This window comes from Sphingobium sp. CFD-1 (genome assembly GCF_024611115.1).
GTDB classification, from domain to species: domain Bacteria; phylum Pseudomonadota; class Alphaproteobacteria; order Sphingomonadales; family Sphingomonadaceae; genus Sphingobium; species Sphingobium baderi_A.
Window position 1 is genome coordinate 1,000,258 of record NZ_CP084398.1, and the last position, 13,820, is coordinate 1,014,077.

At 62.7% G+C, this 13,820-nt stretch carries 12 protein-coding genes; 11 read left to right on the top strand and 1 reads right to left on the bottom strand.

The window, feature by feature from the left end:
- Window positions 1-49: 49 nt before the first annotated feature.
- The 8 genes from LDB26_RS05155 to pnp all read left to right on the top strand — a co-directional run bounded on the left by LDB26_RS05155 (window position 50) and on the right by pnp (window position 9,101).
- Window positions 50-706, top strand: coding sequence for a DUF448 domain-containing protein (locus tag LDB26_RS05155; protein ID WP_062064521.1), 657 nt, complete (start codon window positions 50-52; stop codon window positions 704-706).
- 69 nt (window positions 707-775) lie between these two features.
- A complete protein-coding gene (gene infB / locus LDB26_RS05160; RefSeq protein ID WP_257540779.1) occupies window positions 776-3,361 on the top strand; it encodes a translation initiation factor IF-2 in 2,586 nt (861 codons plus the stop codon).
- Between the two features lie 103 nt (window positions 3,362-3,464).
- Entirely contained in the window at window positions 3,465-3,860 is a 396-nt protein-coding gene (rbfA, locus tag LDB26_RS05165) for a 30S ribosome-binding factor RbfA (protein ID WP_257540781.1), read from the top strand.
- Between the two features lie 169 nt (window positions 3,861-4,029).
- Window positions 4,030-4,929, top strand: a complete 900-nt coding sequence (locus tag LDB26_RS05170) for a S9 family peptidase (protein WP_257540783.1) — start codon at window positions 4,030-4,032, stop codon at window positions 4,927-4,929.
- A gap of 100 nt (window positions 4,930-5,029) precedes the next feature.
- Entirely contained in the window at window positions 5,030-5,410 is a 381-nt protein-coding gene (locus tag LDB26_RS05175; RefSeq protein WP_257540786.1) for a DUF6491 family protein, read from the top strand.
- Between the two features lie 32 nt (window positions 5,411-5,442).
- Window positions 5,443-6,336: a tRNA pseudouridine(55) synthase TruB gene (gene truB, locus LDB26_RS05180; RefSeq protein ID WP_062064529.1), complete on the top strand. Its 894-nt coding sequence runs from the start codon at window positions 5,443-5,445 to the stop codon at window positions 6,334-6,336.
- Window positions 6,337-6,353: 17 nt separating this feature from the next.
- Window positions 6,354-6,623, top strand: a complete 270-nt coding sequence (gene rpsO, locus LDB26_RS05185) for a 30S ribosomal protein S15 (RefSeq protein WP_062064532.1) — start codon at window positions 6,354-6,356, stop codon at window positions 6,621-6,623.
- 174 nt (window positions 6,624-6,797) lie between these two features.
- The gene (gene pnp, locus LDB26_RS05190; protein WP_062064533.1) at window positions 6,798-9,101 is read left to right on the top strand and encodes a polyribonucleotide nucleotidyltransferase; all 2,304 of its coding nucleotides are present in this window, start codon (window positions 6,798-6,800) and stop codon (window positions 9,099-9,101) included.
- Window positions 9,102-9,546: 445 nt separating this feature from the next.
- Here the strand turns inward: pnp and LDB26_RS05195 are convergent, their stop codons facing one another.
- The gene (locus tag LDB26_RS05195) at window positions 9,547-10,062 is read right to left on the bottom strand and encodes a hypothetical protein (protein WP_257540788.1); all 516 of its coding nucleotides are present in this window, start codon (window positions 10,060-10,062) and stop codon (window positions 9,547-9,549) included.
- 186 nt (window positions 10,063-10,248) lie between these two features.
- Between LDB26_RS05195 and LDB26_RS05200 the strand changes: the two genes are divergently transcribed.
- The 3 genes from LDB26_RS05200 to recN are packed head-to-tail and all read left to right on the top strand — an operon-like array spanning window position 10,249 to window position 13,805.
- Window positions 10,249-11,277, top strand: a complete 1,029-nt coding sequence (locus LDB26_RS05200; protein ID WP_257540790.1) for a sensor histidine kinase — start codon at window positions 10,249-10,251, stop codon at window positions 11,275-11,277.
- Window positions 11,278-11,325: 48 nt separating this feature from the next.
- A complete protein-coding gene (locus LDB26_RS05205) occupies window positions 11,326-12,099 on the top strand; it encodes an outer membrane protein assembly factor BamD (protein ID WP_062064539.1) in 774 nt (257 codons plus the stop codon).
- A 44-nt stretch (window positions 12,100-12,143) separates the two neighbouring features.
- Window positions 12,144-13,805 carry a DNA repair protein RecN gene (gene recN / locus LDB26_RS05210; RefSeq protein ID WP_062064541.1) on the top strand — a complete coding sequence of 554 codons (1,662 nt, stop codon included), beginning with the start codon at window positions 12,144-12,146 and terminating at the stop codon, window positions 13,803-13,805.
- Window positions 13,806-13,820 lie beyond the last annotated feature (15 nt).

Here is a 13,820-nt window from a genome sequence, read left to right on the forward strand (position 1 = left end):
AAGGCGGGGGGGCAGTCCTGCCGTCCCATGTCCATGCGGAGGCGCGGGCATGACCGAACGCAAATGCATATTGTCGGGCGATCGTGCCGACCCGGACATGCTGGTTCGGCTGGCTCTTGGCCCCAATGGCGAAGTGCTGCCCGACATCCGCGCGAAGGCGCCGGGACGGGGGGCATGGATCGGTGTTTCGCGGAACGATCTTGAAACCGCGCTGGCCAAGGGTAAGCTGCGGGGCGCGCTCGCCCGCGCGTTCAAGACCGGCGAATTGCAGATTCCGGACAATCTGCCCGACCTCATCGAAACCGGGCTTCGCAAGGCGCTGCTCGACAGGCTGGGGCTGGAAGCGAAAGCGTCCATGCTGCTCACCGGCTCTGAAAAGATCGACGTTGCGGCGCGTCAGGGCAAGGTGACGCTGCTGCTTCATGCCGCCGACGCGGCGGCGGATGGCAACCGAAAACTGGACCAGGCGCTGCGTGTCGGGCAGGAAGCGGAAGGCACCGATCTTTCGGGCATCGTCTTGCCTGTGGACCGCAGCGCCCTATCTATGGCAATGGGGCGGGACAATGTCGTCCATATTGCGGTGACCGACTCGCGAGCCGCGTCGCGTCTGCGTGCGGCTCTTGGCCGCTTGGAAAGCTATCTGGGTTGCGCTACCGGGGCGCCGGTGCATGGGGAGCAGGACTCCGCCGATGCGCTGGGCGCCTGAGGAGCATGGAATAAAGGCGCCGGCGGGCCTCTCCGGCCGGATTGGAAGTGAAGGGTTAAGTTCAGTCGTATGAGTGACAGCAAGGAAGACAAACCGGTTCTGGGCCGCAAGCCGCTGGGGATCAAGCGCACGGTCGAGTCCGGTCAGGTGCAGCAGCAGTTCAGCCATGGCCGCAAGAATACGGTCGTGGTTGAGGTGAAGCGGCGCCGCGTCCTGGGCAAGCCGGGCGAAAGCGCCGGCGGCGCCGCGCCTGCGCCTCAGCCCGATCCGACGCCCGCGCCCAGCCCTGCCGCACCCGCGCCGCAGCAGCGGGCGCCGCAACCTGCCGCGCCCGCCCGTCAGGCGCCGCCGCAGAATCTGATGTCGCGTCAGGAATTGCAGGCCAAGCTTCTGCGCGAGGCGGAAGAAGCCCGCATGACCGCTCTGGAAGAAGCGCGCCGCCGCGAGGATGCTCAGCGCCAGGCCGCGAGCGAGGAGGAACGCCGCCGCGCGGAAGAAAACCGTGCCGCCGCCGAGCCTGCCGAGGTCGCCCCGACCGAGCGCGCCGACGAAGAAACGAAGGCCCCGCAGGAAGCCGCGCAAGCAACGCCTGAAGTCGCGCCCGCCGCTGCAGAGCCTGCTGCTCCCGCCCCGGCTCCTGCCGCAGCGAGCGAACGCGTGGTTTCCGCGCCGCCGCCGCCGCGCCGCTTTACCCCGGTCACGCCGGCCAAGCGCCCCGAACCGGCCAAACCCGATCGGGCCAAGCGCGGCGACGACAATCGTCGCCAGTCCGGCAAGCTCACCGTCACCCGCGCCCTGTCGGACGACGATAGCGCCCGTGCCCGCTCGCTCGCCGCTTTGAAGCGCGCACGCGAAAAGGAACGCCGCGCGCATTATCAGGGCGGCAGCCAGCCCCGTGAAAAGCAGGTGCGCGACGTCGTGGTGCCCGAAAGCATCACGGTGCAGGAACTCGCCAACCGCATGGCCGAAAAGGGCGCGGACCTGGTGAAGGCCCTGTTCAAGATGGGCACCGCCGTCACGCTCAACCAGCCAATCGATCAGGATACGGCGGAACTGTTGGTCGAGGAATTTGGCCACCGCATCCAGCGCGTTTCCGAATCCGACATCGAAATCGGCATGGAAGGCGAGATGGATGCGCCCGAAACGCTGAAGCCCCGTCCTCCCGTGGTCACGATCATGGGCCATGTCGATCACGGCAAGACCAGTCTGCTCGACGCGCTGCGCGGCACCGATGTGGTGGCGGGCGAAAGCGGCGGCATCACCCAGCATATCGGCGCCTATCAGGTGAAGACCAAGGGCGGTGACACGATCACCTTCCTCGATACGCCGGGTCACGAGGCTTTCTCGGAAATGCGCGCGCGCGGCGCCAACGTCACCGACATCGTCATCCTGGTGGTGGCGGCGGACGACGGGCTGATGCCGCAGACGATCGAGGCGATCAACCACACCAAGGCCGCCGGCGTCCCGATGATCGTCGCGATCAACAAGGTCGACAAGCCCGAAGCCAATCCCCAGCGCGTGCGTGAGCGCCTGCTGGAGCATGAAGTCGTAGTCGAGGATATGGGCGGTGAAGTGCAGGACGTCGAAGTGTCCGCGCTCAAGAAGATCGGCCTTGACCAACTGATCGAGAAGATCCTGCTCCAGGCCGAGTTGATGGAACTGACCGCCAACCCGGATCGCGCAGCCGAAGGCAATGTGATCGAGGCGCAGCTCGACAAGGGGCGCGGCGCGGTCGCGACCGTCCTGGTCCGTCGCGGCACGCTCAAGGTCGGCGACACTTTCGTCATCGGCGCGGAAAGCGGCAAGGTGCGCGCTCTGGTCAACGACAAGGGGCAGCAGGTGAAGGTCGCTGGTCCGTCGACTCCGGTCGAGGTGCTGGGCCTGTCGGGCGTTCCGCTCGCGGGCGATCAGTTGACGGTCGTGGAAAACGAAGCCCGCGCCCGCGAAGTCGCCGCCTATCGTCAGGAACAGGCGACGCGCAAGCGGACCACTGCGGCTCCGACCAGCTTTGAACATATGTTCTCGGCGCTCAACACGACCGTCATCGAATATCCGGTGGTGGTGAAGGGCGACGTGCAGGGGTCCGTCGAAGCGATCGTCACGTCGCTCAATCGCATTTCGACCGACGAGATCAAGGTCCGCATCCTCCATTCGGGTGTTGGCGCGATCACTGAGAGCGACGTCACGCTGGCCGCGGCCAGCCGCGCGCCGCTGATCGGCTTCAACGTGCGTCCCAATGCGAAGGCGCGCCAGCTTGCCGAACGTGAGAAGGTGTCGCTGCGCTATTATGACGTGATCTACGATCTGCTGGAGGAAGTGCGCGGCGAAATGGCCGGGCAGCTTGCGCCGGAACGCATCGAAACGATCGTCGGCCGCGCCGAGGTGCTTCAGGTATTCCCGGCCGGAAAGAAGGACAAGGCAGCCGGTCTGCTCGTGCTCGACGGCATCATCCGCAAGGGGCTGTCCGCGCGTCTCACCCGCGACGATGTCATCGTTTCGCGCACGCACATCGCTTCGCTCCGCCGCTTCAAGGACGATGTCTCCGAAGTCCGCGCGGGCATGGAATGCGGCGCTGTCCTGCAGGACACGAACGACATCAAGCCCGGCGACACGCTGGAGCTGTTCGAGGTCGAGGAACGCGCGCGCACCTTGTAAAACGGGCAATGCGTCATCCCAGCCGACGCTGGGATGACGCGCCGTTTACGATGTGCGCCGTGGCCTGATGCGCCGGCTCGCGCCGGGGTGATGAGGATTTGCTATGGCTCAACAACCCGAAGGCCCTTCCGTCCGCCTGCTTCGCGTGGGTGAACAGGTGCGTCATATCCTGTCCGAAATCCTGACGCGCGGCGATGTGCATGACGATGTGCTGAACAATCATGTCGTCAGCGTCACCGAAGTCCGCATGTCCCCCGACCTGCGCCATGCGACGGTGTTCGTGAAACCCCTGCTGGGACAGGATGAGGAAGCGGTGCTGAAGGCGCTGCGGACCAACACCGCCTATCTCCAGCGGGAAGTCGCGCACCGCATCCGCCTCAAATATGCGGCGAAGCTCAAATTCCTCGCGGACGATAGCTTCGAGGAGGGCAGTCATATCGACCGCCTGCTGCGTGACCCAAAAGTCGTCCAAGATCTGGAAAAACCTCAGGAAGATTGAGCCGCAAGGCCAGTTGCTGCCCCGCCCTGATCTCAAAATCGCTGCCTATTTCGGACGGATCGGCTTAAGCTGTTTCTTCCAGATCGTTTGGCTGGCGATTGGGCATAATATTTCAGGGAATGGACGGAAAATGGCGCATCCCGCGAGACATATGCGACGATTGGCGGGAATGTTCCTGCTTCTGGGGCTTTCCACCTCCAGGATGGTGGGCCTGCCTGATGCAGCGATGGCGAAGGAGTCGGCGATTCATTCCGCCGTCACCGCCGATCCCCCGCCGGATACCGCCTTTCCAGCAGGCATGAGCGCCTTTGTCATCCCGGCTGGCGAGGGAGCGATGAACGCGATCATGTATACCGCCGCGGGGGCGGGGTTGCATCCGACCCTGCTCCTGCTGCACGGCTTCCCCGGCAATGAGCAGAACCTTGACCTCGCGCAAGCCGCCCGACGCGCTGGATGGAATGTGCTGACCCTGCATTATCGCGGTTCATGGGGGAGCCCCGGCACTTTCTCCTTCACCCATGCGGCGGAGGATGCCCGCACGGCGCTCGATTTTCTGCGCCAGCCCGGCGTCGTGGCCCGTTACCGGATCGACGCCGGCTCGATCGTGCTGGCCGGACACAGCATGGGTGGCTTCATGGCGGCAGATGCAGCGGCTGATGATCGGGCGGTTGCGGGCCTTTTCCTTATCGACCCGTGGAACCCGGCCGAAACGGCGGCATCGCTCTCCACGGCGCAGGGCGAAGCGGCATGGAAAGCGGAGGTGACGGGCGATCTGGCGCCGCTGCACGGCGCGACCTATGACACCCTCACCGAGGAACTCAAAGCCCATGCAAGCCGCCTCGACCTTGGTCAGCGCCTTGTCGCACTGGGCCAGCGTTCGCTGACGATCATCGGCGCGGAACGGGGCCTTGGCGCTACCGCGCGCAAAGTCGCCGCCGATGCCCAATCCGCCAATCCTTCATCCCGCCTGATGGTCTGGCCGACGGATCATGGCTTTTCCGATAAGCGGATCGCGCTGGCCGATGCGCTGGTCCGCTTTCTGGCGGGCGTCACGCCGCCGCTGCGCTGAAGAGAGATTTGTAGCAAAGTGTCGCATTCCGTTGAACGACGGGATGCCACCACTTACCTCCTTTTCAACAGGGGCTCTGAAACAAGATTGGAGCCGGAAAATGAAGAACATTGCTCAATTGGCCCGTTTCGCTGTCGCGGCGGCGGTGCTGACGCTTGCGGGAACGGCCATGGCGGTGACGGGATCGGACCGTCCGCTGGGACGCGAAGCCAGCATCCCCTTCGTCAATCATGGTGGCATATCCAACTGGCGCGCCGACGGCGATGAGGGTTTGTATATTCAGGACCAGCATCGCAACTGGTATCGCGCCAGCCTGATGGGAGCGTGCACGGACCTGCCCTATGCCGAAGCGGTGGGATTCCGCACATGGGGCGGAGACAGGCTCGACCGCTTTTCCGCGATCCAGGTCGGCGGTCAGCGTTGTCCGATCGAGAGCCTGGTCACCAGCGCCCCACCGCCAGCCAAGACGCATAAGGGCTGACAGAGGCATCCGCGCAAGATACAGGCGCGCGGATGCATGGCTGGATCATCCTCGACAAACCCTTGGGACTAGGCTCGACGCAGGCGGTGGGCGCGGTCAAGCGTGCCTTGCGCCAAAGCGGCGCGGGGAAAGTGAAGGTAGGCCATGGCGGCACGCTCGATCCCCTGGCGACGGGCGTGCTGCCGGTCGCCATAGGGGAAGCGACCAAACTTGCGGGGCGGATGCTCGATAGCGACAAGATTTACGATTTCACCATCGACTTTGGCGCGCAGACCGACACGCTCGATCTGGAAGGGGAGGTGATCGCGACCAGCAGCATCCGCCCCACGCCAGCGCAGGTGGAAGCGATCCTGTCTCGCTTTACCGGACCCATCGAACAGGCGCCGCCCGCTTATTCCGCGATCCTGATCGACGGCCAGCGCGCCTATGACCTCGCCCGCGCCGGGCAGGATGTGCAGATGAAGATGCGGGGCGTGGTGATCCATTCCCTCACCATCACGGCCAGTGAAGCGGAAGGGGAGGGGCTGGCTTCCATCACCCTTACCGCCCATGTTTCCAAGGGCACCTATATCCGCAGCCTCGCTCGCGATATTGCGCTGGCGCTGGGCACGGTCGGCCATGTCACCATGCTGCGCCGGGTGAAAGCGGGGCCGTTCACGCTCGACTCCGCTATTTCGCTGGACAAATTGAACGAAGCTGCTACGGGCGGCGGCATCGTGCAGCTTATGCTGCCGTTGACGGCGGGGCTGGACGACATCCCGGCTCTCCCCGTCTCTCCCGATGAAGCGCTGGCTCTCCGACAGGGGAAGGCGCTGATGGGGAAACCGCATACCGGTCTCATGCTGGCGATGGAGGGCGATACGCCCGTCGCGCTGGTGGAGGCCAGTGGCCCGGATATCCGGGTGGTGCGCGGCTTTAATCTCTAGTTGAAGAAAGGAAGCCGATGTCGATCACTGCAGAGCGCAAAGAAGCGCTGATCAAGGAATATGCCCGTGCCGAAGGCGATACGGGTTCGCCTGAAGTCCAGGTCGCGATCCTCTCCGAGCGTATCGCCAACCTGACCGAGCACTTCAAGGGTCACCACAAGGATAACCACAGCCGTCGCGGCCTGCTGATGCTGGTCAACAAGCGCCGTTCGCTGCTGGACTATCTCAAAAATAAGGATGAGGGCCGCTATACCGACCTCATCTCCAAGCTGGGCCTGCGTAAGTAAGCCTGCTATAGAAGGGACGGCCCCCCAGCGGGGCCGTTTCCGATTCCGGGGGCATCGCAATTCGGCGGTGCATTCCGTCAGGGGCCAAAAGATGCCCCACAGCCGCCGCGGACCGGCTTTGTCCGCATATGAGGCCCCGCCGGGCAATAGGGCCAGGCGGGCGAAGGAAAACACATGTTCGACGTAAAGAAAGTATCCATCGAGCTGGCAGGCAAGACCCTGACTCTCGAAACCGGCCGCATTGCGCGTCAGGCTGACGCCGCCGTGCTGGCGACCTATGGCGAAACCGTGGTGCTGTGCGCCGTGACCGCCGCCAAGTCGGTGAAGGACGGGCAGGACTTCTTCCCGCTCACCGTCCATTATCAGGAAAAATATTCCGCCGCCGGCCGCATTCCGGGCGGCTTTTTCAAGCGTGAGCGTGGCGCGACGGAAAAGGAAACGCTGGTTTCCCGCCTGATCGACCGCCCGATCCGCCCGCTTTTCCCCGAAGGCTTCTACAACGAGATCAACGTCATCGCCCAGGTGCTGTCGTTCGATGGCGATAGCGAGCCGGACATCGTTGCGATGATCGCCGCTTCGGCTGCGCTGACCCTGTCGGGCGTGCCCTTCATGGGTCCGATCGGCGCGGCGCGCGTCGGTTACAAGGATGGCGAATATCAGCTCAACCCTTCGCTCGACGAAGTGAAGACCGGCGATCTGGATCTGGTCGTCGCCGCTACGCACGACGCGGTGATGATGGTCGAATCCGAAGCCAAGGAGCTTTCGGAAGACGTCATGCTGGGCGCCGTGCTGTTCGCCCATGAAGCGAGCAAGAAGGTCGTCGGCGCGATCATCGAACTGGCTGAAAAGGCCGCCAAGGATCCGTGGGAAATGGCCGCACAGGACGATCTGGGCGACCTGAAGGCGAAGCTCAAGAAGCTGATCGGCAAGGATATCGCCGCCGCCTACAAGCTGACCGACAAGTCGGCCCGCTCCAACGCCCTGAACGAAGCCCGCGCCAAGGCGAAGGCGATGTTCGAGGCCGACGGTCTTGCCCCGCAGATGGTGATGGCCGGCATCAAGCTGACCAAGAAGCTGGAAGCCGAAATCGTCCGCACCGCGATCCTGAAGGATGGTCAGCGCATCGACGGCCGTAACACCACGCAGATCCGCCCGATCGAAGCGATGGTGGGCTTCCTGCCGCGCACCCATGGTTCGGCGCTGTTCACCCGCGGTGAAACGCAGGCGATCTGCACCACCACGCTGGGCACCAAGGACGCCGAGCAGATGATCGACGGCCTGAACGGCGTCTATTATGAAAACTTCATGCTGCACTATAACTTCCCGCCCTATTCGGTCGGTGAAGTAGGGCGCTTCGGCGCACCGGGCCGCCGCGAAGTCGGCCATGGCAAGCTGGCATGGCGCGCGCTGCACCCTGTGTTGCCGAGCAAGGAAGACTTCCCCTACACCATCCGCGTCCTCAGCGACATCACCGAGTCCAACGGCTCGTCCTCGATGGCGACGGTCTGCGGCGGTTCGCTCTCGATGATGGACGCGGGCGTACCGCTCAAGCGTCCGGTGTCGGGCATCGCCATGGGCCTGATCCTGGAAGGCAAGGATTTCGCGGTCATCAGCGATATTCTTGGCGACGAGGATCACCTCGGCGACATGGACTTCAAGGTGGCGGGCACGGAAAGCGGCATCACCACCATGCAGATGGACATCAAGGTCGCCGGCATCACGCAGGAGATCTTCGAAGTCGCGCTGCGTCAGGCCAAGGAAGGCCGCGCGCACATATTGGGTGAGATGAACAAGGCGCTGTCTTCGACCCGGACCGAATTGTCGGCCCATGCTCCGCGCATCGAGACGATCCAGATCGACAAGTCCAAGATCCGCGACGTCATCGGCACCGGCGGCAAGGTCATTCGCGAAATCGTCGCGGAAACCGGCGCGAAGGTCGACATTGACGACGAAGGCATCATCAAGATCAGCTCGTCCGACATCGACCAGATCGAAGCCGCGAAGAAGTGGATTCTCGGCATCGTCGAGGAAGCGGAAGTCGGTAAGATCTACAACGGCAAAGTCGTCAACATCGTCGACTTCGGTGCGTTCGTGAACTTCATGGGCGGCAAGGACGGTCTCGTCCACGTCTCCGAAATGAAGAATGAGCGTGTCGAAAAGCCGACCGATGTCGTGTCCGAAGGCCAGGAAGTGAAAGTCAAGGTTCTCGAAATCGATCCGCGCGGCAAGGTGCGCCTGTCGATGCGCGTCGTAGATCAGGAAACCGGCGAGGAACTGGAAGACACCCGTCCTCCGCGCGAACCCCGCGAGCCTCGTGGTGATCGCGGCGACCGTGGCCGTGGCCCGCGTCGTGATGGCGGTGGCCGTGGCGGCGAGCGTGGCGAGCGCGGCCCTCGTCGCGACCGTGGTCCTCGCGACGATAAGGATGGCGATGACGGCTCCAACGCCGGCTTGCCCGATTTCCTGACGCAGGACTGAACGGTCCATCGCGGCAATCGTGCCAATAAAAAAAGGGCGTCCGGATTTCCGGGCGCCCTTTTTTGTGAGGCGATTATGCGGTTTGCAAAATTGTGCAGCGGATGTCGGAGTGGGTAGGTAGCGGTCAGTCAGCTTCTCGGCCGCAAGTGTCGGAAAGCGTCCACGCCGACTAGATTGGCTTAGTTATGACGGCTGCATCGCGCGCCTGTCGTTGCCCCTCTATAAAGGCCGTCTCATAGATGTCCGTCCATTCCTTAAGCATTTCGGGCGATGCGCCACTTGCGTCGAGGTGTTGTGCACCCTGTCCCAAAATTTCATGGTGATCGGCCCTTTGGAGCAAACCGCCGATGCGACGGGCTGGATGACCGAATGAAGGTTTTCTGTGGAGGGTGCTGCGTTGTCTGTGCCGGACCGCTGGAGACAAGTTAGCCAGCCGATCGACTCCCTATATTGTTGGGAGGCATCGATCACGAAAATGAGTGCGGCAAGAGCCTTCAACATCAGGGAGCCTGTTCGGAACTCCTTGAAGAAAACCATTCCCGAAACCCAAAAGCGCAAACTGCTGGGCTGGCTGTCGCGTTGCAAGATCGTCGTTAACATCGACACTCACCGCAGTGTAGTCGGTGTAACCGGCGTAACCTTCCGGTCGGCCTGGAAAAATTTCAAAGCTATCACTGGCTGCTGGCGCGAGATTGATTGGCCATTTCGACCGCGGATTGCCCATAGCGCAGCGGACATAAGGACGCCTCGAAGTTGCGAGACGCTTGTACACCGCCGTTAGAGCCAATGCGACGATGATGGCCAACATTCCGATGAAGTCATGGCGGAAGAAGGTCATGCGCGCGATTCCGAATCCGCCGGACAGGATGATCGCGAAGAGAATGAACGCAGGAAGCCGTGGTTGAATGATCATCCTTCCCGTTTCTTCGGCGGCAACCACCGACATAAGCGTACCGCCCATCCTTCGATGTCCGTTTCGAAGTGAGGAACTTGGGCTCCTGAATGATTGGCTTTGGTCGAAAACCGCCATGCATGATCACAGGTTGCAAATGGCATAACCCCTTTTTGAAACGGCGTCGGACTAATCTCCATCAATGCATCCCCAGAAAGTTATGCTACTGTAACAAAGGACTGTCTGGGGATTTTCATGCAGCGCGGGAATGATCGATTCATAGAACGTTTGCCGCTTGCGCTCGGCCAGCGCTGGATGGGCTTTTTCTGGGCGGCCTTATTTTGCCTTGCGGCATTGGGGCTGCGTCTGGCCATGAGGCCATTGTTGCTGAGCGCCGCGCCCTTCGCCGCCTTTTTCCCGGCGGTGATTCTGTCGGCCTTTTTGTTCGGGGTGTGGCCGGGCCTGTGGGCGGCGATGCTGGGACTGCTGTTTGGCAGCTATTTTTTCCTGCTTCCTTATACGGGATATGAAGTCACGCCCCACCTGGTGATGATCCTGTGCCTTTATGTAATAGTCATGGTCGTGGCTATCGCCCTGATCCATTTCATGCAGCGGGTGAATTTTCATCTGGCCGTGGAACGCAAGCGCAGCCGGGAACTGGCGGATACCAAGGATCTGCTGTTTCGCGAATTGCAGCATCGCGTATCGAATAATCTGCAGGTGGTCGCGGCCATGTTGGCCCTGCAACGCCGTGATATCGATGATGACGCCGCACGCCGCGCGCTGGATGATGCGTCGGCCAGGCTGGCATTGATCGGCAAGATCAGCCGCGCCATGTATCATCCGTCCGGAGAAGGACAGGATGTCGGCGCGTTTCTGACGACATTGTGTGGCGATATTATCGAAGCCAGCGGACGGCAGGACATTGCCGTCCATGTCGCAGCCCCGCGTCAATTGCTGCTCGCATCGCATGTTAGCGTTCCGTTGGCGCTGATCGTGGCGGAGGCGGTCAGCAACGCGATCGAACATGGCCTGCCCGATCGCGCGGGCACGGTACGCGTTTCGCTGGACGCATCGGAGGAAGGGTTTGCCCTGCGGGTCGTCGATGACGGCAAGGGCATAACGGCAGGTGAGGAAATCGGCGCTTCGAACAGCCTGGGCCTTCGCATCGCGGCTGCATTGGCGGCCCAGCTTGGCGGGCGTTTCGTGCTGGAGCCGGGCGCCGGCGGCGGAGCGGTTGCGCGCCTTGATCTTCCGCCATCGGCGAATGTAACATCCGACTAACCATTCTGCCGCTTGGCGGCGGCCATTCGCTCGGCTATGACCCGGCCCATGCTGACGAAAACCATGATGCGCCTTGGCGCTGCCGCCGCTCTGGTCCTGCTCGCGGGATGTGCGACATCGAAGAACAAGGCCGACACCCAATATGTCGCCCGTGACGTGTCCACGCTCTACAATGCGGGTAAATACCGGCTGGATCGCGGACAATATAAGCTGGCGGCCGCATTATTCGACGAAGTGGAACGCCAGCACCCCTATTCGCCATGGGCGCGGCGCGCGCAGCTCATGTCGGCGTTCAGCTATTACATGAATCGCAACTATAATGAATCGATCGGCGCCGCGCAGCGTTTCCTGTCGATCCATACCGGCAACAAGGACGCTTCCTACGCTTATTATCTGATCGCGCTCTGCTATTATGAGCAGATTGCAGACGTCACCCGCGACCAGAAGATCACGCAGCAGGCGCTGGATTCGCTGGGCGAATTGATCCGCCGTTATCCCGATACGCGCTATGCTTCCGATGCCCGGCTGAAGGTCGACCTCGTCAACGACCACCTGGCTGGCAAGGAAATGGAGATTGGCCGCTTTTATCAGCGCCGTGGCCAGTGGCTGGCGGCAACGCTGCGTTTTCGCACGGTGATCGACAAATTTCAGACCACGACTCACACGCCCGAAGCGCTGGAGCGTCTGGTCGAAAGCTATCTTGCCCTGGGTATTCCCGATGAGGCGAAGAAGGCAGCGGCTGTCCTGGGGGCCAACTATCCCGGCACCAAATGGTATGAACGCTCCTTCAAGCTCATTCGGGAATATGCGCCCAAGGCATAGGATCATTTGTTCCCCTTTTGTACAGCAAAGGGTAGAAGCAGGCCATGCTGACCGCCCTGTCCATTCGCAACGTCGTGCTGATCGAGGCGCTCGATCTGGAGTTCGGGCCAGGTCTGGGCGTGCTGACGGGGGAAACCGGGGCGGGCAAATCGATCCTGCTCGATTCTCTGGGACTGGCGCTGGGCGCGCGGGCCGACAGCGGGCTTGTGCGGAACGGCGAATCGCAGGCAAGCGTCACCGCGACGTTCGATGCGCCTGCGCCAGACCATCGTGCCTTCGCGCTCCTTGCAGAAAACATGATCGCCCTTGAACCGGGCGAACCGCTCATCATCCGAAGGACGCTCAAGGCCGATGGTGGGAGCCGGGCTTTTGTGAACGATCAACCCTGCTCCGCTGCGCTGTTGCGGGAACTGGGCGGGACGCTGGTTGAAATTCACGGGCAGCACGATGATCGGGGATTGCTCAATCCGCGCGGTCATCGGACGCTGTTAGATGTCTATGGGCGCTGCGATGTCGCCCATGTCGCTGCGGCCTATATGGCATGGCGAACGGCTGCCGATGCCTTGGCGGATGCACGGGAAACGGTTCGCAGCGCAGCGCGTGACCGCGATTACCTGACCCATGCGGTCGAGGAACTAGCGCGATTTGCGCCGGGACCGGGCGAAGAAGCGGCTTTGGCCGACGAACGGGCCACCATGCAGAAGGGCGCTCGCCTGACCGATGATCTTGCCGCCGTGACGGAGTGCCTGACAGGATCGGACGGCGGACTGGCGCAATTGCGGCAGGCGGCGCGGCGGCTGGACCGGATTGTGGTGGAATATGCTCCGCTGGCCGATGTGCTGGCGGCGCTCGACCGTGCCGTGATCGAGGCCGGGGAGGCGGAGGAGCGGCTGAGTGAGTCGGCCGAGGCGTTGAGTTTCGATCCGGCAAGACTGGATGCGATCGAAACGCGCCTGTTCGATCTGCGCGGCCTTGCCCGCAAGCATCAGGTGCAGCCCGATGACCTCGCAGCATTGCGGGAAGAGATGGCAGACAGACTTTCCGCCATCGAAGGGGGTGAGGAACATCTCGCCACGCTGGAAGCGGCCGTCGCGGCCAAAGCGGATGCTTACCGGCAAGCGGCGCAAGAGCTCTCGACCGAGCGCCAATCGGCGGCGCAGCGGCTGGATGCGGCCGTCGCGGCGGAACTGGCACCCTTGAAACTGGATGCGGCTCGTTTCCGCACGGTGGTGGCGCCGCTGGACGAGGGCCAGTGGAGCGCGCAGGGTCTGGATCGGGTTGAATATGAGATATCGACCAATCCCGGCGCACCCTTCGCACCGCTGGTGAAGATCGCTTCGGGCGGCGAATTGTCGCGTTTCATCCTGGCGTTGAAGGTGGCATTGGCGGAGCGGGGAGGGGCCGATACGTTGATCTTCGACGAGATAGATCGGGGCGTGGGCGGCGCGGTCGCGTCCGCTATCGGAGATCGCCTGGCCCGCTTGGCGCAAAGCAGCCAGATTCTGGTTGTCACCCATAGCCCGCAAGTCGCGGCCCGTGGAGCTGGGCACATGCTGATCGCCAAGTCCAGCGACGGGACGGTCACGCGTACCGGCGTCCATGCGCTCGATGCGGGCGAACGCCGTGAAGAGATTGCGCGCATGTTGTCCGGCGCGGAAATCACCGCAGAGGCGCGAGCGCAGGCCGAACGGTTACTGGAGGTCTGAGGGCGGCTTCAGCCT